This window comes from Streptomyces sp. NPDC093225 (assembly GCF_044753805.1).
Classification (GTDB): Bacteria; Actinomycetota; Actinomycetes; order Streptomycetales; family Streptomycetaceae; genus Streptomyces.
On sequence record NZ_JBIVNX010000029.1, the window covers coordinates 28,215 to 50,066 of the forward strand.

Annotated in this window: 16 protein-coding genes; 8 read left to right on the forward strand and 8 right to left on the reverse strand. The window is 74.6% G+C overall.

Annotated elements, in window-relative coordinates; genetic code table 11:
* The first annotated feature begins 203 nt into the window (after positions 1-203).
* Entirely contained in the window at positions 204-2,459 is a 2,256-nt protein-coding gene (locus tag ACIQCH_RS24450; RefSeq protein WP_402584135.1) for a serine hydrolase, read from the forward strand.
* Between the two features lie 49 nt (positions 2,460-2,508).
* On the opposite strand, the gene ACIQCH_RS24455 is transcribed toward ACIQCH_RS24450, so the two are convergent.
* Entirely contained in the window at positions 2,509-3,393 is an 885-nt protein-coding gene (locus ACIQCH_RS24455) for an aminoglycoside phosphotransferase family protein (protein WP_402584247.1), read from the reverse strand.
* A 103-nt stretch (positions 3,394-3,496) separates the two neighbouring features.
* On the opposite strand from ACIQCH_RS24455, the gene ACIQCH_RS24460 reads away from it, so the two are divergent.
* Both ACIQCH_RS24460 and ACIQCH_RS24465 read left to right on the forward strand, forming a co-directional pair.
* Positions 3,497-3,718, forward strand: coding sequence for a hypothetical protein (locus tag ACIQCH_RS24460; protein ID WP_402584136.1), 222 nt, complete (start codon positions 3,497-3,499; stop codon positions 3,716-3,718).
* Positions 3,719-3,869: 151 nt separating this feature from the next.
* The gene (locus ACIQCH_RS24465; protein WP_402584138.1) at positions 3,870-5,378 is read left to right on the forward strand and encodes an SPFH domain-containing protein; all 1,509 of its coding nucleotides are present in this window, start codon (positions 3,870-3,872) and stop codon (positions 5,376-5,378) included.
* A 142-nt stretch (positions 5,379-5,520) separates the two neighbouring features.
* Here the strand turns inward: ACIQCH_RS24465 and ACIQCH_RS24470 are convergent, their stop codons facing one another.
* Positions 5,521-6,879: a M64 family metallopeptidase gene (locus tag ACIQCH_RS24470; protein ID WP_402584140.1), complete on the reverse strand. Its 1,359-nt coding sequence runs from the start codon at positions 6,877-6,879 to the stop codon at positions 5,521-5,523.
* 152 nt (positions 6,880-7,031) lie between these two features.
* On the opposite strand from ACIQCH_RS24470, the gene ACIQCH_RS24475 reads away from it, so the two are divergent.
* Entirely contained in the window at positions 7,032-8,378 is a 1,347-nt protein-coding gene (locus ACIQCH_RS24475; RefSeq protein WP_402584142.1) for a tetratricopeptide repeat protein, read from the forward strand.
* A 33-nt stretch (positions 8,379-8,411) separates the two neighbouring features.
* On the opposite strand, the gene ACIQCH_RS24480 is transcribed toward ACIQCH_RS24475, so the two are convergent.
* Positions 8,412-8,999: a putative glycolipid-binding domain-containing protein gene (locus ACIQCH_RS24480; protein WP_402584144.1), complete on the reverse strand. Its 588-nt coding sequence runs from the start codon at positions 8,997-8,999 to the stop codon at positions 8,412-8,414.
* Positions 9,000-9,209: 210 nt separating this feature from the next.
* On the opposite strand from ACIQCH_RS24480, the gene ACIQCH_RS24485 reads away from it, so the two are divergent.
* Complete coding sequence (locus ACIQCH_RS24485) at positions 9,210-9,374, forward strand: hypothetical protein (protein WP_402584146.1); 165 nt, start codon at positions 9,210-9,212, stop codon at positions 9,372-9,374.
* Positions 9,375-9,413: 39 nt separating this feature from the next.
* Here ACIQCH_RS24485 and ACIQCH_RS24490 read toward each other — a convergent pair whose 3' ends face one another.
* Complete coding sequence (locus ACIQCH_RS24490) at positions 9,414-10,124, reverse strand: carbon-nitrogen hydrolase family protein (protein ID WP_402584148.1); 711 nt, start codon at positions 10,122-10,124, stop codon at positions 9,414-9,416.
* 171 nt (positions 10,125-10,295) lie between these two features.
* Here ACIQCH_RS24490 and ACIQCH_RS24495 point away from each other — a divergent pair, with 171 nt between their 5' ends.
* Entirely contained in the window at positions 10,296-12,140 is a 1,845-nt protein-coding gene (locus ACIQCH_RS24495) for a GNAT family N-acetyltransferase (RefSeq protein ID WP_402584149.1), read from the forward strand.
* Between the two features lie 33 nt (positions 12,141-12,173).
* On the opposite strand, the gene ACIQCH_RS24500 is transcribed toward ACIQCH_RS24495, so the two are convergent.
* On the reverse strand, positions 12,174-14,213 hold the full coding sequence (locus ACIQCH_RS24500) for an AMP-binding protein (protein ID WP_402584151.1): 2,040 nt from the start codon (positions 14,211-14,213) through the stop codon (positions 12,174-12,176).
* Positions 14,214-14,503: 290 nt separating this feature from the next.
* Between ACIQCH_RS24500 and ACIQCH_RS24505 the strand changes: the two genes are divergently transcribed.
* Positions 14,504-15,475, forward strand: coding sequence for an SMP-30/gluconolactonase/LRE family protein (locus ACIQCH_RS24505; RefSeq protein ID WP_402584153.1), 972 nt, complete (start codon positions 14,504-14,506; stop codon positions 15,473-15,475).
* A gap of 191 nt (positions 15,476-15,666) precedes the next feature.
* Here ACIQCH_RS24505 and ACIQCH_RS24510 read toward each other — a convergent pair whose 3' ends face one another.
* Complete coding sequence (locus ACIQCH_RS24510) at positions 15,667-16,488, reverse strand: glutamate ABC transporter substrate-binding protein (RefSeq protein WP_402584155.1); 822 nt, start codon at positions 16,486-16,488, stop codon at positions 15,667-15,669.
* A gap of 365 nt (positions 16,489-16,853) precedes the next feature.
* Between ACIQCH_RS24510 and ACIQCH_RS24515 the strand changes: the two genes are divergently transcribed.
* Positions 16,854-19,628: a DNRLRE domain-containing protein gene (locus ACIQCH_RS24515; protein WP_402584157.1), complete on the forward strand. Its 2,775-nt coding sequence runs from the start codon at positions 16,854-16,856 to the stop codon at positions 19,626-19,628.
* Positions 19,629-19,885: 257 nt separating this feature from the next.
* Here the strand turns inward: ACIQCH_RS24515 and ACIQCH_RS24520 are convergent, their stop codons facing one another.
* The gene (locus ACIQCH_RS24520; RefSeq protein WP_402584159.1) at positions 19,886-20,821 is read right to left on the reverse strand and encodes an aldo/keto reductase; all 936 of its coding nucleotides are present in this window, start codon (positions 20,819-20,821) and stop codon (positions 19,886-19,888) included.
* Between the two features lie 141 nt (positions 20,822-20,962).
* Positions 20,963-21,772 carry a beta-glucanase gene (locus ACIQCH_RS24525; protein ID WP_402584161.1) on the reverse strand — a complete coding sequence of 270 codons (810 nt, stop codon included), beginning with the start codon at positions 21,770-21,772 and terminating at the stop codon, positions 20,963-20,965.
* Positions 21,773-21,852: the final 80 nt, after the last annotated feature.

A 21,852-nucleotide genomic window follows, 5' to 3' on the forward strand; every position in this document is an offset into this window, starting at 1 on the left:
ACCCCTCACCCGCCGCCGGGCGGCGCCGAGGCGCACGGCTCGGGGGTGGGGGCCCGTGTCCGGTCGCAGCACGTCGCGCGGTTGCCGCGATCGGCCCGGCCGGTGACGCGCAGCACAAGATCATGCGGCGCGGAACCCGGGGGCCGTCGCGGACGTCTAGCACGTCGCACGAGTGTGGGACGGCGAACGAGGCGGCGCGAGGAATGACGGCGGTACCGGTCAAGGGCGACAGGCCCGACACCCCGGAGGACGAGAACGACACGACCACCGGGCCGGAGCCCGCCGACCGCGGTGGCGCGGGGGACCGTGAGGCCACCTCGCCGGACTCCCCCGCCGAACCGCCGACCGGGTCCGACCTGCCGACCGAGCCGTCGACCGGGTCCACCGCCGCCGTACAGCCCGAGTCCGAGCCGGAGTCCTCCCCGGAGCCGGACGCCGAGGACGGGGACCCGGCCGACGCGGACGCGGACGCGACGCCCGGGCACGGCGACGGGACCACGGCCGATTCCGCCGCCGCCGAGCCGACTGGCGGCGCCGACACGGAGGCCGCCGACGGGACCGGCACCGATCCCGAGGCCGCCGACGAGGCGCCCTCGGACGCCTCGCCCGGGGCCGAACGTGAGGCCGAGCCCGAGCCCGCGGAGGGGACGGACCCGGACACCGAGCACGAGGCGGAGCCCGTCACCGAGGCCGCGTCCGACCGGGCCGACGGGATCGAGCCCGGCGCGACCGCCGAGGCCGAGCCGGCCGTGGCGGTGGAGGTCACGCCGGCCGACACCGCGCCGGAAGCCGACGACGAGCCCCGGGACGACGCGCCCCCGACCCCCTCCTGGGCCCGGAGGGCCGAGGGCGGGGCGGCTGCGGACGCCACGACCGGCGCCGCCGCGGACACGGCACGGGCCGGCGTGGGCGCCGACGCCGAAGCCGTTCCCGACGCCGATGCCGGTACCGATGCCGATGCGGGTACCGATGCCGACGCCGCCGTCACCGGGGAGGCCGGTGCCGGCGGCGTCGAGTCGGACGTCGAGCGGACCAGCACCCTCGTCCCGCTCCGGCGGCTGGAGGACACGGGTCGTCCGGCCGCCGGGAGCGCGCCAGCGTCGCGGGAGCCCGTCGCCGCCGCCGTGCCGGAGGCCACGACGGAGCAGCCGTTGCCGCCGCTGGACCTGCTGGCGCAGCTGACGAACACCCCGCCGCCCGCCGAGACCACCACCCGCACCCTCGTCCGGCGCGTCAAGGTCTGGACCCCGCTCCTCGCCCTCCTCGTCGGCGTCCTCGCGGTCGTACAGGCGGTGCGCCCGCTGCCCGACCCCCGCCTGACGACGGACGGGGCCGCCTCCTCCGTCACCCTCGACGGCGCCTTCGAGCTGCCCTGGCCGAAGGCCGGCCAGGGCGCCGTGCGCGTCCAGGGCTCCGGCACGATCGGCACCTTCGGCACGCAGAAGCCGGTTCCCACCGCCAGCGTGGCCAAGGTGATGACGGCCTACGTCATCCTCAAGGGCCATCCGCTGAAGAGGAGCGAAGAGGGGCCGCAGATCGAGGTCGACGCCAAGGCCGTCCAGGACGGGAAGTCGGAGAACGAGTCCCGGATCATGCGCCTCGAGGCCGGCTCGAAGTTCAGCCAGCAGGACATGCTCAAGATGATGATGATCCCCTCGGCCAACAACGTCGCGCGCCTGTTGGCCCGTTGGGACACCGGCAGTGACGGCGTGACGGCGTTCGTGGCCAAGATGAACGCGGCCGCCGAGGAGCTGGGGATGGCCAGCACCACGTACACCGACCCCAGTGGCCTCGACGCCGGCACCGTGAGCACGGCGACCGACCAGCTCAAGTTGGCCCGGGCTGTGATGGAGTTCGACGTGTTCCGGCAGATCGTGGCGATGCCGAACACCAGGATCAAGGGCCTGTCGGAACCGATCAACAACAACAACGACGACCTGCTGCTGGCCGGCCTCAGCATCAAGGGCATCAAGACGGGGTCGAGCTCGGCCGCCGGCGGCGCCCTGATGTGGGCGGCGTACAAGTCGGTGGGCGACAGGACCCCGCTGATCCTGGGCACCTTGATGGAGCAGCACGTCTCGGGCCCGGACCCGAACGGCGGCAACAGCCTCGTCCTGGTCAAGGACAACAGCAAGAAGATCATCGAGGCGGTGCGCGAGGCTCTGGCCTCGGCCGTGGTCGTCAAGAAGGGTCAGGTCGTCGGCTACCTGGACGACCGGCTCGGGGGCCGGACGCCGCTGGTGGCGACCCGGGACGCCACCGTGATCGGCGTCCCGGGGCAGAAGCTGGCCCTCACCCTCGGCACCGGCGGCAAGGGGCTCCCGCACGAGGCGAAGGCCGGCACGGTCGTCGGCAGCCTCACGGTCGGCCCGGCCGGCGACGCGACCGTCGTACCGGTGGCCGTGCGGAGCGACCTGGTCGCACCGTCCTTCGGCACGAAGCTGACCCGCACCGGCTGACGGCTCACTCGGGTCGGACCTCGCCCTCGGGGCGGACCGGTTCGTCGGGTCAGACCTCGTCCAGCACCGCCCGGACGACGTGCCGGGCGTTGGCCGCCATGGCCGGGTTCGTCGTGCGGTAGTACGGCAGGGCGATCAGCGCCTGCGACAGGGTGCGCCCCCGGCCCCGGCGCCAGGTGGCGTCGTCCGCGCCCACCGCCTCGCGGAACACCCGCCGGGCGCCGGGCGGCAGGAGGTTCCACGCCGGGAACAGGTCGCAGGCGGGGTCCCCGGCGCCGACGCACCCGAAGTCGATGACGGCGCGGAGCCGGCCGTCCGCCACCAGCAGGTTGCCCGGCATGAGGTCGGCGTGCACCCACACCGGCGGCCCGTCCCCGCCCGGTGCCCGCAGGGCGTCCTCCCAGACAGCGGTGACGGCGGCACCGTCCACGCCCTCCTCGGGGATCCGGCGCAACTCCTCGATCGCGGCCCGCGTCGCCACGTCCTGAAGGGCCAGGGGCCCGCCGCGGTGGGCCCCTGGAGCGCCCGGGAGGGTCAGCCCGCGCATCGCCACCACGAAGGCGGCCAGGTCGGCGGCCAGCGCCTCGGGCCTGCTCAGCGCGCCCGCGACGGGGTTCTCCCCGGTCCGCCACCGGTAGACCGACCACGGCCAGGGGTAGTCCGCGGCCGGCCGGCCCTCCCCCAGCACCTCGGGGACGGCCGTGGGGAGCAGCGGGGCGAGGCGGGGCAGCCACTTCCGTTCCGACACCACGTCTCCCGCGCCGCCTTCGAGCAGCGGCAGGCGTACGACCATGTCGTCGCCCAGCCGGAACATCGCGTTGACCGTGCCGCCGGAGACGATCCGGGTCACCGGCAGCGCCGCCCAGCGGGGGAACTGCCCGGCCACCAGGCGTCGTACCAGGTCCTCGTCGACGGGCTGCTGACCGGGGTGCATCTGTCCTGTGCTCACGGGTGCCCATCCGATCCCGGGCGCGGGCGGCGGTCAAACGCTTTTCCCGGCCGGTCGGACCGGGGTCCGCCGTGGGTACGCTCCGTTCATGGACGCGGAGATGAGCATGGTGGGCCTGACCGGACGGGTGACCGGGACCGTCGGGCCGGGCCTGGTGGGCGAGGTGATCGTACGGATCCGGGGCGGGGCGGAGCACTTCCTCGCCTACCCGGCGCTGGGGAGCGAGCGGATCGAGGTGGGCACGGTGGTGACGATCGTGGAGTACCTGCCGCCGCGGACGGTGTACGTGAGCGCCGCGTACGGGGTGTGAGCGGGCGCCCGTGCGGCGCCGGCGCCCGCGCCGACCTGTATGTATCAAGATTGCGCTAAAGATCGCGCGGTGTCTTCACCCCGCCCGCGCCGAGGAGCACACTCCCGTCTCACCGGTGCCGAACGGGCACCGCACTAAGGGGGCGTTGCCGATGGTCATCGGCGTCGTGGCGGGCTTGGCGCTCGCCGCACTACTGGTTCTGGTCGGCCTGTTCAAGCTCATGTGGCGGGTGGCCGAGCCGAACGAGGCACTCGTCATCTCCGGTTCGGCCCACAAGACCGAAGGAGTGGGCGAGGGCATGGGGTTCCGGATCGTCACCGGGCGCGGAACCCTGGTCATCCCGGGCGTGCAGGCGGTCCGCAAGCTGTCGCTGGACCTCAACGAGACCCAGCTGTCGGTGGACTGCGTGACCCAGCAGGGCATTCCGCTGCGGGTCAAGGGCGTGGTCATCTTCAAGGTCGGCGACGACTACGTGTCGATCGCGAACGCCGCGCGCCGGTTCCTCGACCAGCAGAAGATGATGCCGGAGCGGGTGCACATCGTCTTCGCCGGCCACCTCCGCTCCATCGTGGGCGGGTTGACGGTCGAGGACATGATCCGTGACCGCGAGAAGCTGACCGGTCAGACCCGGGCGGCCTGCGGCACGGAGATGGAGAAGCTCGGACTGATCGTCGACTCGCTGCAGATCCACGAGATCGAGGACCCGACCGGCTACATCAAGAACCTCGCGATGCCGCACGCCGCGGCCGTCCAGCGGGACGCGCGGATCGCGCAGGCCGAGGCGAACCGGCTGGCGACGGAGGCGGAGCAGACCGCGCAGGCGCGGATGGCCGAGGCCACCCGGGACAGCGAGATCCTGCAGGCCGGCTACCAGGCGGAGCGGGACAAGGCCGCCGCGGCCGCCCGGCAGGCCGGCCCGCTGGCCGAGGCGGCGGCCCGCCAGGAGGTCGTGGTCCAGGAGACGCGGGTGGCCGAACTGGAGGCGCACCGGCGCGAGCAGCAGCTCCAGGCCGACGTGCGCAAGCCCGCCGACGCCAAGGCGTACGAGAAGCGGACCCTGGCCGAGGCGGAGCGCGACGCACGCATCTCCGGAGCGCAGGCCAAGGCCCGCGAGACCGAGCTGGCGGCGGCGGCCGAGGCGACCCGGGTGAAGGCGGCCGCGGCCGCCGAGGCCCAGGCCACGGAGGCGCGCGGACTGGCCGCCGCGACGGCGACCCGGGCCACCGGTGAGGCGGAGGCCGCGGCCACGCAGGCCAGGGGTCTGGCGGTGGCGGAGTCGGCGCGGGCGAAGGGCCTCGCCGAGGCCGAGGCGATCAAGGCGCGGGCGGCGGCGCTGGCGGAGAACCAGGAGGCCGTGGTCGCGCAGCAGCTGGCCGAGAACTGGCCCAAGATCGTGGAGGCCGGGGCGTCGGCCTTCGGCAACGTGGAGCACATGGTGCTGCTCAACGGCGCCGAGGGCATGTCGGAGCTGTTCGCCAAGGCGCTGACGATGGGTGGCACGGGGCTGGGGCTGGCGCGCCAGCTGCTGGCCACGATGAACCAGGGCGGTGCCGACCAGGTTCCCGAGGCGCGGCGGGCGAACGGGACCCGCCCGGCCGCCGCGGAGGCCACCGCCCGTACCCCGATCCCCGTCGAGGACGGGGGCCCGGGCCCGGTCTGAGCCCCCTGACGGCGGTCCGGTCCCCGAGGGCCCGCGCGGGGCTCGGCGGCCCGGACCGTCCGGCCGGAACGCGGCGGAGCCGGTACTCCCACGACGGGGGTACCGGCTCCGCGCTTTCGTCACCTCGGTCCGGGGGACCGGATCAGAGGCGGACCTTCCAGTTCACCGAGGTGCGCAGGGTCTTGGCGACCTGCGGGTCGCGCACCGACGGGGAGCGGTCCTCGACGCGCACGGTCAGCTTGTGCGTGGCGCGGTCGGCGAGCTCGGCCTTGACGTCCGTGACCTTGACCGAGGTGCGGCCGGCGAGGCGGGTGATCTCCTTGCCGTCGACGAACCAGCGGACCTTCAGCTTGCGGCCGTTGGCGGTGTAGATCGTCGGCACGGTGACCTTGGCGGTGGCGCCGGTGCGCAGCGTGCGGTCGGTGCGGGTCGCCGGGGTCGCGATGCGGGCGTGGCGGTAGAAGCCGCCGATCATCGACTCGACGCCCGGCAGGTTGAAGGGCACGCCGAGGATGCGCATCAGCGAGTTGTCCGTGGGCCGGTACAGGCCGTGGACGTAGTAGCCCGCGCCCTCGAAGGCGCCGACCTTGCCGCCGTCGGGCGACTTCTCGCCGATCCAGCGGTACCACTTGGCGCGGCTGGCCTTCAGCTGGGCGGCGGTCAGCTTGGAGATGTTGCTGTCGCCGGGCTCGGGGCCGGTGTAGCGGTCGTACGGGTAGTCGTACTCGTCGGCGAGCTTGCCGAGGGAGTGGCCGGTCTCGTGGATGGCGACCTGGCCGGACTGCTCGTTGCCCGCGGAGGCGGTGGAGATGCCCTCGTAGCCGTAGCGGGCGCTGCGCTGGTTGTAGCCGGCGCCGCCGTACTTCTTGCTGTTGGAGAGGACGATCACCAGGTCGGCGTCGGGGGCCTTGGCGACGTACTTGTCGACCTTGGTCTGGTCGACGCACAGCAGCCGCTCGATGTCCTCGCACCAGAAGTACGAGCCGAGGGCGGTGTTGCGGTGGACGCCCTTGCTCGGGTCGCCGCTGACGCCCGAGTCGTGCGAGACGGCGTCGACGGTCCAGACGTTGAAGAGGTTCTTGTACGTCTTGTACGGCTCGACGGCGGTGATGTTCGCCCACTTGGCCTTGGCCTGCGTGTGGAACGTGCCGAGCTGGGAGGCCGTGTAGCCGTCGCCGATGATGACGACGTCCAGGCGGTCGGAGGTGCGGCCGTGGTTGATCAGCTTGGTGACCGTGCCGTCCAGGGCCGCCGCGGCCGGCGAGAGGGGTGCGGCGGGCTTGGTGTCGGTCGAGCCGGCCGGAACCTCGGTGTGGCCGGAGCCGGCGGTCTTGCCGAACTCCGGGCCCGGGATCTCGACCTCGACGGTCGGCGTGCCGGAGGCCTTGGCGCCGGACTCCTCCGGGCGGGCGCTGGCGGCGCCCGGAGTGGCGGCCAGCAGGGCGGCCGTGGTGGCGGCCACACCGGCGGCGGCTATGGCTCTGCGCAGGTTTGCGCGCATGTGTTCCTTTCCCCGTACTGCAGTTAAGTCATTTGATAAGTTCAATGAACCGGTGGCTTAACCTAGGGGGCGCAGAAGCCCTGCGCAATGGTCTACTTTCCGTCACCAACCGGACGCGGACGGGGAGTTGGGGAGCGAAGGGGGCAAGCGCCGTGGACGAAACCGCCGAAATCGGACGTCGCGTGCAGCGACTGCGGGCCGAACGTGGCTTGACACAACGCCAGTTGGCGCACCCCGAGTACACCCCGGCGTACATCTCCACCCTGGAATCCGGCCGGGTCCGCCCCTCCGAGGCGGCAGTGCGCTTCCTCGCCCGGCGGCTGGGCGTCTCCTACGAAGAGCTGGCCACCGGCCGCCCCGACCGGCTCGGCACCGAACTGCGCCTCGCCCTCACCGACGCGCAACGGGAGCTCGCCACCGGGGCCGCCGACGACGCCGCGGTGCGCTACCGGCGCGCCCTGACCGACGCCGAGCACCTGGGCCTGGCGGCCGAACAGGCCGAGGCGCTCCTCGGCCTCGGCGACTGCGCCCTGGAGACCGGCGAACTCTCCGACGCCCGGCGCCACTTCGAGGCCGCCGAGCACCTGCTGGGGACGGCCGGCCAGCCGCTGCCCCGGCGGGCCCGGGCCGTCCGCGGCCGGGCCGTCGCCCACCTGCTGGCCGGCGAACTGCGGTACGCCTGCTACCTGCTCGAGTCCGCCATCGACGAGCTGACGGAGAGCGGGCTGGCCGACCCCGAAGCGCTGGTCCTGCTGTACGCGGCCGTCATCGGTCCGTACATGGACATGGGCGCGCACGCCCGCGCCGCTCACGCGGCCGAACTGGCCCTCGCACTCGCCCCCCAGGTGGCCGACCCGGCGCTGGTGGCCGGGATGCACCGGCAGGTGGCCCGTACGTTCCTGGCCGAGGGCCGGGTCGCTGAGGCGGACGCCTCACTGGCCAAGGCCCAGGAGATCTACGGGCAGCTGCGGCTGCGCACCGATCTGGCGCACTGCCACTGGATGCGCGGCTACGTCCACGCCCAGCACGGCGAACTCGAGTCCGCCGAACGGGAGCTGCGCACCGCCCGGGAGATGCTGGCCGCCAAGCGGGCGGTGCTGTTCGCCGCCCAGGTGGAGGTGGAACTGGCCGACGTGCTGAGGCGGCTGGGCCGCCACGAGGAGGCGTCCGGCCTCCTGTCGGTGCTGCTGGACCTGGACGCAGGTCACGGCGCGGTGCACGCCGGGGGCGCCCACCGCCTGCTGGGCCTGATCCGCGAGGAGCGGGGGGACACCGAGGGCGCCGAGGAGCACTACGTACAGGCGCTGGCGCTGCTGGAGCGCAGCGGGGCGTCCGGGGACCTCGCGGACCTCTGCCGGCTGCTGGGCGACCTGCTGCGGCGCACGGGCCGGATCGAGGCGGCCCTGGACGCGTACCGCACCGGCCTCGGCCACCGGGCGGCCCCCGGCACCACCACGCTCGGCCCCGCGCCCGCGGGGCCGCGGCTGCCGACCGTCTGACCCCGGCGCCGCCCGCCGGGCCCCGCCGGGCGCTCAGCGGGTCAGGGCGGTCGCCAGCTGCGGGTAGTCGAGCACCAGGCCGTGCCCGTCGACCTCCAGATCACTGCGGAAGGTGCCGGACTCGACCCGGATCCGCGCCCCGTGCTCGGCGCGCGCCAGGTGCGTGTACGTCTGGACGGGCGACCGCACCGTGAGCTCCGGCACCGACACCCAGGCCATCGTGAACCGCCGGGGCCCCTCCCCCGGTCCCCGGTGCAGGCCGTGCCGGAGCACCGGCATGGTGTTGGTCAGCGGGCTCAGCCCGAGGTCGCAGTCGAGCGCGCCGGCGAGCTCGGGGCGCGGCCGTCCGTCCGCCGTCCACCGGCCGTCCGCGTCCCGCCTCAGGTCCAGGGTGCGCACCGCCGTCGCCGTCTCGATCGTCACCGCCATCCGCCGGGTGACGAACCCGGGGCCGGTCTCGAGCTCGTACGCGACCCAGTACGGCTCGGGCGCGAGCCCGACGGCCCTGCCCCGGGCGCTCAGGTTCGCCTCCCCGAGGTCGATCCACGCCGTCTCGTAGCCACGGCTGGGCAGGATCTCCCAGGTACGGACGAACGGGGTGGCAGTGGACTTCTCGGTCATACAGGGCAGCGTAGCCCTTCGGACACCACCGACCGATGAGTTCCGGGCCGCCGGACGGTCATCACCGCGTCCGGTCCGGCGGGGCCCGCCCCGGGGCCGCCGGCGATCCGCCGCACCCGAAGGAGCACGCCATGGCCGAGCTCAACCTCACCGCGTTCACCACCCTCGACGGCGTCGTCCCGGCCCCGGGCGGGCCGTCCGAGGACCCCGGTGACGACTTCCGGCACGGCGGCTGGAGCTTCGTCTTCGGCGACGACGAGTTCGGGGGCGGCGCCCACCGCCTTCGCCCTGGTCGACAGCCGGGTCACGGCCCGGGGCGTGGTGCTCCACACCTACCGCCCGACCGGCCCCGCGGCCTTCGGCTCGTACGAGTGAGGGAGGCCGCCCGGCGGCGCCGGGCGCCGGGTGCCCGTTTCAGAGGGTGACCGTCACGATCCCGTCCGGGTCGGGGCCGGCCTGCGCGACCAGAGCGCCGCCCGGCGCCCAGGCGCCCGACCCGCCCGAGGTCGCCGGGTAGGTGCCGCTCGGCCCGGCGCTGGTGGCCAGCAGGCCCCACACCCCGTGGGCGGCGGCCGCGTCCCGCACCTGGCTGTCGCGCCGGGCCAGGGCCACGGGGTCGGCGCCGTAGAGCGCGCTGGCGAGGTAGGCGTCGATGCCGAGCTCCGCGGTGGCCGCCGCGTGCCCGGGGACGGAGGCGTCCGCACAGATCGCCAGCCCGATGCGGCGGCCTCCGACCTCCAGCACGCTCGGACGGGCGCCCGGGGTGAAGCGGTCGACCTCGGCCCCGTGCAGGTGCGTCTTGCGGTGGACGACCCGGACGTCCGTACCGTCCAGGGCCAGCAGGGCCAGCGACTCGACGCCCCCGGGCTCGGCCAGCGCCGCGCACACCAGCGCCGTCGAACCCGTCTCACGGCAGGCGTCGGCCAGCGGGTCCAGCCTCGGGTCGTCGGCGGTGACCGCCTCGGCGGCCGGGTCGTAGCCGGTCAGGGAGCACTCCGGGAACACCGTGAGCCGGGCGCCGGCGGCGCGCAGCAGCTCCGCGTGCCGGCGGACGTTGGCGGTGATGTCCGGTCCGGGGCAGGCGGCTTGGACGAGGGCGACGGTCAGCGGTGCGGTGGCGGACATGCGGCTCCCGTGGACGGGCGCCCGGCGGCGTGCGGGTGGCGCTCCGGGCGGTCGGCTGGCGTTGATCACGAGCCTAGTCGTGTCCCTCGACGGGGGCGCGAGGGGGCCGGGCGTCTGCCTGCCGGCCGGTCGCGCCCGGCCGGTCGGCATCAACTCCCGTACCCTGTGGGGGTGATCGAGCCCACGGTGCGGATCCGGGCGGCCCGGGAGGCCGAGGCGGCGGAGCTGAGTGCCCTGGCCCTGCGCTCCAAGGGGTACTGGGGCTACGACCCCGCCTTCCTGGCCGCCTGCGCGGAGGAGCTGCGGATCCGGCCGGGCGAGGTGGCGGCCCGACGGGTGCGGGTGGCGGAGGACGGGCACGGCGTGCTCGGGCTGGCCTCGCTGGAGGACGAGCCGACGGAGGGAACGCCCGAGGAACCGAAGGGGCTGACGGAGGGAACGCCGGATGCCTCCGGACCCCCCGTGGGACCGGCCCCGGACGGCCGAGCCCCCCGGGCCGCCCGCCTCGGGCTGCTGTTCGTCGCCCCGGAGGCGGTCCGGCGCGGGGTGGGGCGGGCCCTGTACCGGGACGCCCTGGCCCGGGCCCGGGAGCTCGGGTTCGGGCGCCTGCGGATCGCCTCCGACCCGCACGCGGCCCCCTTCTACGCGGCGATGGGCGCCCGCCCGGCCGGACGCGACGGCGCGCTGCCCCGCTTCGAGGTGGAGCTGCGGCCGGAGCCCGCCTGGGTGGGCGCCTGGACGGGCGGCCGGCGCGGCGCCCACATCGGCAACGTGGCGGAGTACAACGCCCAGTTCGCGACGCCGTGGCCGCGCCGCGGCGGCCGCACCCCCGACCACCGGCAGCGGGCCGCCCACCACTATTCCGGTCTCGCCGCCTTCCACTCCCCGCACCCGGCCGCCCTGTTGCTGCCGCTGACGGTGCCGCGGGACTGGCTGCGGAGGGTGTCCGAGGCGCTCGAGTGGGAGGGGGTGGAGCTGTACGACGGCCTAGCCGAGGACGGCCGCGGCCCGTCCGCCGCGCTCACCGGCCACCCGCGCCTGGCCGCGCACCTGCGGGAGGCGGGCCTGCCGCTGCTCCCGTGGGGGCGCACCGGGCCCGGCGCGGCCCTGCGGTACGAGTCGAAGTCGGCCTCCAGTGCCCTGTTCCACCGGCTCGCGGCGGACGGCTCCCACCCCGGCGTCCGGGTGCCGCGCCAGTGGTACGCCCCGACCCGCCGCGCCGCGGCCCTGTTGCTGCGGGCCCGGGCCCGGTCGGGGGCCGACAGCGTCCTCAAGTCCGACCACGGGGTGGGGGGTTCGGGCACGGCGGTGGTGCCGGCGGAGCTGGTGCGCGCGCCCGGCGGGGCCCGCCGGGCGGTGGGCGTGCTGCCGCGGGGTCCGCTGCTCGTCGAGGAGTACGTGCCCGGGTGGGGCGAGGGGGCGGACCTGACCTGGGACGGGTTCGTGGCCGAGGACGGCCGGGTGCACGCGGTGGGGACGGCCGTCATGGACGTGGCGGGCACGGCGTACCGGGGGGCGACGGTGGGGCCGGGGGCGGTTCCCCGGGCCCAGGCGGAAGTGGCGGCCGGTTTCGGCATGGCAGTCGGGCGGGAACTGGCCTCGGACGGCTACCGGGGCTGGTTCGACGTGGACTTCGTCGCCGGGGCGGACGGGCTGCTGGCGCCGACGGAGACGAACCTGCGGCTCACCGGCCCGTCGGTGGCGTTCATGGTCAAGGCCCGGCTCGACGCGCTGCGGGGCGGGGAACACCTGGTACGGATCATGGACCAGGTGCCCCTGGGGGCACGGCTGCCCGAGGCCGACCTGATGGCCCACCTCGACGCGCTGGCCGAGGGCTGCGAGCGCCTGGGGGCGGTCGCCGTCCCCGCGATCGCGACGGCCGCCTTCGAGCCGGCGCCCTTCCTGGGGATGCTGCTGGCCGCCCGTACGTGGCGGGACCTGGAGGCGGCCGACGACCTGGTCCGGGAGGAGTCGGCGGCGCTGCGCGGCATGTTCGGCGAGCCCGAGCTGCGCTGAGGGCCCGGGGGCGCGCACCCCCGGGCCCCGTCGTCAGGCGTCGAACCGGTCCTCGTACCCGCCCACGGGCGGGCTGGTGGCCCAGACCGCGACCACCGCGGCCGCGATCATCAGCGGGACGTTGAACGTGTAGACGAGTGCGGCCTGCAGGGGCCAGTCGTTCTTGGCCGCCAGCCGGTAGAGGTTGTCCTGCGGCCACCACGAGGCCAGCAGCCACACGAGCGCGAGGTGCGCGGCCGTGGTGAGCCGCGGGGAGCGCCCGGTGCGCTGCATCCGCGACCGGCCGGTGAAGAGGAAGAGCAGACCCGCGGTGAAGGCGAGGCACTCGAAGGCGTACAGGCCGCGGAACAGGACGGCGTACTGCCAGGGCACGTAGGTCAGGTCGGTGGAGCCGGGCCAGAACACGTCGGTCAGGAGGCCGAACAGGACGGCCATCGGGACGAAGGCGCAGCCCACCAGGCAGCCACGGGAGGTGGGGCCGCCGGTCCGGGCCGTGTACGTGCCGGTGTCCACGCTCCCGTACTTGCCACCGGTAGAGCCCACTTGACTCGCGGGCGGCTGCGGCAGCGCGTTCCGGTCCAGCCGTCCCGCCCGGGTGCGGGGCAGTTCTCGCACGTGCACGACCGCCTTCGGAACGTCCTCCTCGGGCACCTGGCCGTCGAGGTGGGCGCGGAGCCGCTTGAGGTCGGGCGGGCCGATCCAGTGGATGCCGGGGGGACCGGCCGGGGCGACGTACGCGGTCAGCCTCTTGGCGAGGACCCCTTCGTCCATGGTCGTGACGACCACGTCGCCGACGGCGTGGTGGCCGCGGATCGCGGACTCGACCCGGTACGTGTCCACCGTGCGGCGGCCCGCGCGGATCCGGTCGCGGTCGCGGCCGCGGTACTCCAGCAGGCCGTCGCCGCGGAGCGTGGCGTGGTCGCCGGTGGGGATCGCGTCGCCGCCGTCGGGCGGGGCGAGGCGGAGCAGGCCGTCGGCGGTGTCGGCCGTCCAGCCGGGGAAGGGCGTGCCGAGCAGGCTGAGGCGTTCCGGGTCGGCGACCGGGCCGGCCAGCTGGCCGAGTTCGAACCGGGTGCCCACGCCCGCCGTCTCTGCGGTTCCGTACACGTTCAGCAGCCGTACGCCGGGGTGGAGGCCGCGCTGCAGGGCGGCCTGCTGGTCGAGGAAGAGCCGGTCGCCGGTGACGGTGACCACGCGCAGCGGCCACAGATCGGGATCCGGGCCGGCACCGGGCCGCGGGGCCAGCAGCCTACGGGCGGCCTCCGGGTCGGTGTGCAGGAGGGTGACCTCCACGTCCGCGATCAGTCGGCGCACGGAATCGGCGCCCCTGCCCACCCGACCGCCCCGGTCGCCGAAGGCGTGGTCGTCCGACGGCACGACGAGGGCGCCGCCGGTACACAGGGCGCGCGTCCAGCCGGCGGCGAAGGGGACGCCGTCGGCCGGGGCGGTGATGAGGTGGCGGTCCTCGGGGGTGAGCCGGCAGACCTCGGCCCAGCCCTCGTGGGCGGCCAGCAGACGGGCGTGGGTGACCGTGACGGCACGGGCGCCCCCGTCCGCCGGGAACAGCACCGCGGCGGGGTCGGACGCACCGGCGGCCGGCACCTCCGGCGCGTGCGCCGGGTGGGCGGCGATCGCCCCGACCTCCGTGTCGAGGGCCACGACGCGGAGGTCGCCGCCGGTCGCGGCCCCGTCGTCGAGGCGGATGCGGTGCCGGCCGGTCGTCACCAGGGCGTGGGGACGGGCGGCCGCCAGACGGCCCGTCGCGGTGCGCGGGGAGTCGGGGTCGAGCACCGTGTAGGCGGCGCCCGCCTCGAGGGCGCCGAGCAGTGCCGTGAGCAGGTCGGCCGGGCGGGTGAGCCCCACGGCGACGGTGCCGCCGGAGGGCAGGCCACCGGCGCGCAGGTGGTGGGCCAGCCGGTTGGCCCGCCGGGCGAGTTCCCCGTAACTCAGCCGGGCGCCGGGGGTGATGAGGGCCGGGGCGTCGGGAGTGTCCCGGGCCCAGCGCTCGAAGAGCCGGGTGACGGTGTCGATGGAGCGGGGACCGGGACGGTACGACTCGGTTTCCTGCGTCATGCCCCGATGATGGCACCGGCCGCCGACGCTGCGGCCGGTCGGTGACAGAACATCAACACAGTTGTGGCACCGCCCTGTTGTACGGGGCGACGAGGGACAGTGAGCGCGGTGCCGGAGTGCTCCGGGGGGCTCGGCGGCCTGCGGAGACGGCCGGGGACGGGCGCCGTCGAAGGGGAGGCTCCCCATTCCCTTGTGAAGGGGTCGAATACGGATCGAACGGAACGGGAGTCGTGTGGTGGGGTGGGTGCGGTACCCGACTTGTCATGCCCGCTTTTCGGAAGGAACGCACCGTGACCGCCTCCTTCGCACGACGCGGCCTCCTGGGGGCCGCCGCCGCCCTCGCAGGCTCCGCCGCCCTCGGCGGCCCGCTCGCCCCGGGCGCGGCCGCGGCCGGGCCGCCGCCGGCCGGGCCCGGCCCGACCGCGGCGCCGCTCTCCCTCACCACCCCGGCCGGCTTCCAGCCGGAGGGGATCGCCGTGTCGCCGTCCGGGGCCGTGTACACCGGCTCGATCATCGAGGGCTCGATCTACCGTGCCGACCTGGCCACGGGCACCGGCCGGATCATCACGGCGGGCACCGGGGCGAGGTCGGTGGGCCTGAAGCTGGACCCGTTCGGGCGGCTGCTGGTGGCCGGCGGCGACAGCGGGGAGATCCGGGTCGTGCACGCCGGCACCGGGAAGGTGCTGGCCGTGCACCGGGCGGCGACGGGCAGCACGTTCGTCAACGACGTCGTCGTGGCCTGCGGCGGAGCCTGGTTCACGGACTCGTTCAACGACGCCCTGTACCACCTGCCGCTCACCCCGGGGGCCCGGCCGACCCGGCTCGCCCTCGGGGGCGAGTGGGCGCCCGTCCCGCCCGGTGGCGAGTACTGGGGCTCGAACGGCATCGAGCGGACCCCCGACGGCGAGGCCCTGCTCGTGGTCCACGACACCGCCGAGGCGCTCTACCGGGTCGATCCCCGGACGGGGCGCGCGACGCGCACGGTGCTGGAGGGCGCCGGGTCGGTCTCCAACGGTGACGGGCTCGTGGTCCGGGGCCGCACGCTGTACGTCGTGCGGAACTGGTCCTACGCCGTGGACGTGTTCGCCCTCAGCGGTGACGGTCGGCGTGCGGTGTTCCTGAAGCGGATCACCGACCCGCGGTTCGACGAGCCGACCACGGCCGCGGTGCACGGGGGCCGGCTGTACGTGGTCAACGCCGCCTTCGACGCCGACTGGAGCGACCCGGCGACGACGTCGACGATCGTGGCCGTACCGCTGTAGGCCCTGCCGCGTCGGCGGGGTGCGCAGGTACCGCGGGCCGCGCGGCCGGCACGTACGAGGACGGGGGGCGGCCGGCGCGTACGGCGACGGCGCGCTCCGCCCGCAGGCGCGACGACGGGGGCGCGCGGCCCGCACGGCCGTGCGCCCCCGTCGCTCCGAAGGCGGGACCGCCGGCTACCGGCGGCCGTGGCTCACTTGCCCTCGGTGATCTCCGGGGCGGGCTCGCTCTTGTAGTGGGCGGCGCCGAAGTTGCTCTGCACGAAGCGGGCCCAGGAACCGTCCTCGACCATCTTGCGCAGTGCCGCGTTGATCTTGGTCTGGAGCTCCGTGTTGCCCTTGCGGATGCCGATCCCGTAGTACTCGTCGCTCAGCTTCAGGCCCGCGAGCTTGAACTTGCCCTGGTTCTGCTCCTGGGCGGCGTAGCCGGCGAGGATGGAGTTGTCCGTGGTCATGGCGTCGAGGACGTCGTCCTGGAGGGCGACCACGCACTCCGAGTAGCCGTCGAGCACCAGCAGGCTCGCCTTGGGGGCCAGCTTGTCCTTGACGTTCTGGGCGGAGGTCGAGCCGGTCACCGAGCAGAGCCGCTTGCGGTTGAGGTCGGCGGCCTTGGCGATGTCCTTCTCGTCGGCGCGGATCAGCAGGTCCTGGTGCGCCTTGAAGTACGGGCCCGCGAAGTCGACCTTGGCCTTGCGCTTGTCGTTGATCGAGTAGCTGGCGGCGACGAAGTCGACCTCCCTGTACTGGAGCATGAGCTCGCGGTCAGAGCTGTAGACCTGCTTGAACTCGATCTGGTCCGGTCCGTAGCCGAGCTGCTTGGCGATGTACGTCGCGACGTCCACGTCGAAGCCGGAGTACTTGCCGCCCTCCGCCCGCAGACCCAGACCGGGCTGGTCGAACTTGACGCCGATCGAGATGGTCTCCTTCTCGCCACCCCCGCCGATCACGCTGCACCCGCTGGCGGACAGGGCCAGGGTGACCACTGCGACGACGGCTCCGGCCTTGGAAACCTTCATGCTCAACATCCTCCGAGGAAACGATCTTGACGCGGGCGTCGGTGGTGCGTGGAGCTACGAAGGAGGTCCTTGGCACGGTTCACGGTTCGCTGCGCAGGACGCGATGAGGGCGCCCCGCAGGAAGCTAAGAGCATCTCGGCATGCGGTCACTAGATCTGAGGAAAATTTGAGGATAACGATCCGGCCGCGCCGAAAGATCTTCAGCGCTTCACGATCTTCACCGAAGATCCACAGCCGCCGTGCACCGAATGTGTGAAACAGGGTGCCTCCGGCGTGATTTGCCCCTAGGGTGCGCCCGTAACCCGAGCCCGGACCCCGACCGCGCGGCCGGGGCCCGTCGGGCAGCGCCTACCACTGGGGGGTTCATGCAGAACGTGCACGGATGGCACAGAACACGGAGATTGCCCGGATTGCCGGGCGGTCGAGGGGCCAAGGGTCTGGCCGCGGCCGGTCTGGCCGTCGCCCTGGCCGCCGCCGGGCTCGGCGCGGGCCTCGTACCGCAGGCCGCCGCCATCACCCCGCCCGTCGCCTTCACCGCCGACGACCTGCCCACCTGGCAGACGAACGGCGTGGTGTGGGCGCTGGCCGAGGCCGGCGGGACGGTGTTCGCCGGCGGCACCTTCTCCACCGTGCGGCCGCCGGCCGGCGCGGCCGGCTCCGAGCAGTCCGCCGTGAACTTCGTGGCCCTCGACGCCGCGACCGGGGCGCCCACGTCCTGCAAGCTGTCCTTCACGGTGCCCTCGGGCACCGCCACGGTCCGGGCCCTGACCCTCTCCCCCGACAAGTCGACCCTGTACGTCGGCGGCTACTTCGGCGCGGTCAACGGCCTGCCGGTCAGCAGCATGACGGCGATCGACGTCGCCACCTGCACCCCGAAGCCGGGCTTCCGGCCCAGCTTCCCCGCCACCGTACGGGCCGTCGCGGCGACCGCCGACACGCTGTGGGTGGGCGGGGACTTCCCGACCGTGGCCGGCCAGCCCCGGCAGCGCTTCGCCTCGATCGACGCGGCCACCGGGGCCCTCAAGCCCTTCACCGCCAACGCCGACGAGCCCGGCCGGGCGATCGAGCTGACCCCGGACGGCAAGAACGCGATCCTGGGCGGCGACTTCTTCCACGTCAACGGCGCCGACAGCCATGCCCTCGCCGTGGTCGACGCGGTCACCGGAGCCGTGGTCAAGAACTACCCGCTGGGCTTCATCCAGTCGCAGTCGGTGGTCAAGGACCTCACCTCCGACGCGACCGGCTTCTTCACGGCCAACGAGGGCACCGGCGGCTTCGACGGCCGGATCGCGCTCAACCTCAGCGACTTCAACCAGCGCTGGCGCGACACCTGCCTGGGCGCCACCCAGGCCGTGCTGGACTACCAGGGCGTGCTCTACAGCGCCTCCCACGCGCACGACTGCTCCTCCGTCGGGGAGTACCCCGACGGCCAGCGCCACCACCTGCTCGCCCAGCCCGTCACCGGCACCGGCAAGCTGGGCTGGGCCCCGGACACCAACGACGGCATCGGCGAGGGCATCGGCCCGCGCGTGATGACCGTGGCCCCCAAGGGGGGCGTGCAGTACCTGTGGGTGGGCGGCGAGTACACCACCGTCAACGGAAAGGCGCAGCAGGGCCTGACCCGGTTCGCCTCCACCAACGACACCGGCGCGCCCACCACCCCGGTGGCCAGCGCGTCCGCCGTACGGCCCGACGCGGTGCAGGTGCGCTGGCGCACCAGCCTCGACCTGGACGACAGCCGGCTGACCTACCGGATCTACCGCAACGGCGGGGCGAGCCCGGTCCGCACGATGACCGCGGACTCGCTGTTCTTCCTCCGCCCGCAGGCCTCCTGGACCGACACCGCGGTCACCGCCGGCCAGACGTACACCTACCGGGTGACCGCCACGGACGCGGCCGGCAACACCAGCGCCCTGTCGGCCACCGCGAGCGTGACGGTCCCCACCGGCGTGCAGGCCTACCCCGACCGGGTCCGGTCCGACGGAGCCCGCCTGTACTGGCGCTACGACGACACGGTGCAGCCGTACGCCGCCGACTCCTCGGTCTCGGGCGACACCAGCGGCGTCCTCCTCAACAACCCGGCGCTGCGGCAGGGACCCGGCGCGATCACCGGGGCGAGCACCGCGGTCGGCTTCGACGGGGCGATCCAGCAGGTCTACAGCGACCGGCGGGAGACCGTCACCGGGCCCTACAGCCTGGAGACGTGGTTCCGCACGAACACCACCCGCGGCGGAAAGCTGCTCGGCTTCGGGAACAACCAGGCCCGCAACAGCGGCTCCTACGACAAGCACGTCTACATGACGAACGACGGCCGGATCGTCTTCGGCATCTACAACGGCGCCACCCGGACCATCACCACACCGGACGCGTTCAACGACGACAAGTGGCACCACGTCGTGGCCACCCAGGGACCGGGCGGCATGGTCCTGTACGTCGACGGCCAGAGCAAGGGCACCCTGCCGCACACCACCAACCAGAACATCGCCGGCTACTGGCACGTGGGCGGCGACAACCTCAACAACTGGCCCAACCGGCCCACCAGCAACTACTTCGCGGGTCAGATCGACGAGACCGCGGTGTACCCGTCGGTGCTCACCGCGGCGCAGGTGCAGAACCACTTCACCCTCGCCAAGGCGCCCTCGGACTCGGTGGCGACGGTGCAGGCGAGCGAGGACACGTACGTCAACTCGGCGGCGGCCGGGACCGCCTTCGGGAACTCCGGCTCGCTGGCCGTCGGCGGCGGGCTCTACGAGGCGTACCTGCGCTTCGGTCTGCCGGCCGCCCCGGCGGGCACGGTCCTCAAGTCCGCCGTCCTGAGGGTCAAGACGAACACGCTGGGCGGCGCCGGCACGGCGGACACCGTCTCGGTGGTGCCGGTCACCGGCCCGTGGACCGAGGCGGGGACGACGTACACCAACCGGCCGGCGCCGGGCGGTCCGGCCCTCGGCTCGGTCTCCGGCGTCCCGGACGGCTCGGCGGTGGCCTCGATCCCGCTCGACACCGCTGCCGTGGCGGGTGTGCTCGGCAGCAGCTACGCCGTGGCACTGACCGGTTCGGGCAGTGACGCGCTGTGGCTGTGGGCCCGGGAGGCGGGGGCCAACGAGGGCACGCCACAGCTCGTGCTGACCTTCGGGCCGTAGCGGGGCCCGGGACACCAGGGGCGGGGGGCGGGCCCGGGGGGCGCCCCCCCCCCGGTATGCTGGCCGGGGGGGGGCCGGGGCGGGGGCCGCCGCGAGGGCCCCCCCCCCCGGGGGGGGGGGGGGGGGGGCCGGGGGGGGGGGGGCCCCCGGGGGCCCCCCCCCGGGGGGGGCCCCCGGGGGGCGGGGGGGGGGCCCGGGCCCCCGGGGGGGGGGGGGGGCCGGGGGGCCCCCCCCCCCGCCTCTTCGTACGCCGGGCGTCAGCGCGGCGCGGCGGCGTCGATCTCGGCCAGCAGCTCGGCGTCCGGGATCCGGTCGGCGGCGGCCGCATTGGCCCGGACCTGCTCGGGCGAGGTCGCCCCGGCGATGACGGAGGCGCAGCCGGGCTGCGCGGACAGCCAGCCGACGGCCACCTCCAGCAGCGTGCGACCGTGCTTCTCGGCCAGGGCGGCCAGTGCCTCGACGCGGTCGATGCGCCGCTCGACGTACTCGGTGCGGCCGGCCAGCCGGGCGCCCGCGGGTACCGGGGCGCCGCGCCGGACCTTGCCCGTCAGCAGGCCGTTGGCGAGGGGGAAGTACGGCAGGACGCCGACGCCGTAGTGGCGCGCGGCCGGCACCAGCTCGTCCTCGGCGCCCCGGTCCAGCAGCGACCAGTGGTTCTGGGCGGAGACGAACGGCTGCGCACCCAGCTCGCGGGCCACGTGGGCGGCCTCGGCGAGCTGCCAGCCGGTGAAGTTGGAGTGGCCGATGTAGCGGACCTTGCCCTCGGCGACGAGCTCGGAGAGGGCGGCCAGGGTCTCGGCGACCGGGGTCGCCGGGTCGGGGCTGTGCAGCTGGTAGAGGTCGATGTGGTCGGTGCCGAGCCGGCTCAGCGAGGCTTCCACGGCGCGCCGGACGTAGGCCCGGCCGCCGCGGGCGCCGGCGGCCGGCCCGTACCCCATGTCGGCGGTCGCGCCGAACTTGGTGGCGAGGACGACCTGGTCGCGGCGTCCCTTGAGGGCCTGGCCGAGGTGTTCCTCGGATCCGCCGCGGTTGCCGTAGATGTCGGCGGTGTCGAGGAGGGTGACGCCGGCGTCGAGGGCCGCGTCGACGACGTCGCGGGTACGGCGGGCGTCGAGGCGCCCGCCGAAGTTGTTGCAGCCGAGGCCCACCGCCGAGACGAGCAGGCCGGACGTGCCGAGGGGGAGGTAGCGCATGTGCCGTGGACTCCGTTCGCTAGCGGACCGCCTCGGTGATCCTAGGGTCCGGCAGGCCCTCGGCGGGGTGGGTGTTTCGGCCGTAGCGGGCGCACGGCGGACGGGGCGCTGACCGCGCGGTCGGCGCCCTCCCCGCGGGGCTCAGCGCGCGGGTCCGAACACCTGGAGGTGGGCCACCTCGTAGGACATCTCGGTGACCCCGGGTTCGGGGGCAGGGTGGTAGCGGCCCGCGCACACGGACAGGTTGACGATCAGGTACGCGCGCCAGCGGCGGCCCACCCCGCGGCCGTCGGAGAAGACCCGTCGGCCGTTGACCCACCAGGTGACCGAGCGGGACCCGAACTCGACGCGCAGGTCCACCCACTGGCCCGGGCCGATGGCCGGATCGCGGTGGTAGGCCTGGCCGCCGCGCACGTGGTTGGTGAGCTCGAGCAGGTCGGGGTTGTCCGGGTGGTACTCGAACACGTCGACCTCGGAGCCGCCCTCGTACCAGGTCCAGATCGCCGGCCAGGCGCCCAGCTCGGACGGCAGCCTCACCTGCGCCTCCAGGACGTCCCCGGTGCGGACCATGAAGCCCTCCGCGCTGCCCTCGGTCGTCAGCAGGCCCGCGCTCCAGTCCCCGTCGGTGCGGCGGGTGGCGAGGAAGGTGCCGGAGCGGCTGTAGGCGGGGTCGGCGACGAGGTGGTCGAGCTTGTTGTCGCCGTGGTTGGTGGGTCCGCCGTTGGGATAGGCCCAGGAGCGGCCGGCCACCCACTGCGTCGTGGACGCGAAGTCGGCGGTGAAGCGGGGGACGGCGGCGCCGGGGCGTGCGGGGCCGTCGCCCGGTGGCTGGGGGCCGCCGCCCGGTCGGTCGGGGTCGGGGCGCGGGCGGCGACGCGGGCCCGGCACGCGCAGCAGCCGCCGCAGCCGCTCGATCAGGTCCGCGGGCGGGTCCATGGGGGTCTTGGGCATTCCCACTCCTCGTGTGTCGACGGGACCGGAACCGAACGGTCCGTGCCCGGTATCCGTGCGGCATATGCCGATGCGTCACA

Bases quoted from the DNA above. Each gene is read 5' to 3' on its own strand.
- ACIQCH_RS24450 (WP_402584135.1), top strand. From the start codon at position 204: ATGACGGCGGTACCGGTCAAGGGCGACAGGCCCGACACCCCGGAGGAC.
- ACIQCH_RS24455 (WP_402584247.1), bottom strand. From the start codon at position 3,393: ATGCACCCCGGTCAGCAGCCCGTCGACGAGGACCTGGTACGACGCCTG.
- ACIQCH_RS24460 (WP_402584136.1), top strand. From the start codon at position 3,497: ATGGACGCGGAGATGAGCATGGTGGGCCTGACCGGACGGGTGACCGGG.
- ACIQCH_RS24465 (WP_402584138.1), top strand. From the start codon at position 3,870: ATGGTCATCGGCGTCGTGGCGGGCTTGGCGCTCGCCGCACTACTGGTT.
- ACIQCH_RS24470 (WP_402584140.1), bottom strand. From the start codon at position 6,879: ATGCGCGCAAACCTGCGCAGAGCCATAGCCGCCGCCGGTGTGGCCGCC.
- ACIQCH_RS24480 (WP_402584144.1), bottom strand. From the start codon at position 8,999: ATGACCGAGAAGTCCACTGCCACCCCGTTCGTCCGTACCTGGGAGATC.
- ACIQCH_RS24490 (WP_402584148.1), bottom strand. From the start codon at position 10,124: ATGTCCGCCACCGCACCGCTGACCGTCGCCCTCGTCCAAGCCGCCTGC.
- ACIQCH_RS24500 (WP_402584151.1), bottom strand. From the start codon at position 14,213: ATGACGCAGGAAACCGAGTCGTACCGTCCCGGTCCCCGCTCCATCGAC.
- ACIQCH_RS24510 (WP_402584155.1), bottom strand. From the start codon at position 16,488: ATGAAGGTTTCCAAGGCCGGAGCCGTCGTCGCAGTGGTCACCCTGGCC.
- ACIQCH_RS24515 (WP_402584157.1), top strand. From the start codon at position 16,854: ATGCAGAACGTGCACGGATGGCACAGAACACGGAGATTGCCCGGATTG.
- ACIQCH_RS24520 (WP_402584159.1), bottom strand. From the start codon at position 20,821: ATGCGCTACCTCCCCCTCGGCACGTCCGGCCTGCTCGTCTCGGCGGTG.
- ACIQCH_RS24525 (WP_402584161.1), bottom strand. From the start codon at position 21,772: ATGCCCAAGACCCCCATGGACCCGCCCGCGGACCTGATCGAGCGGCTG.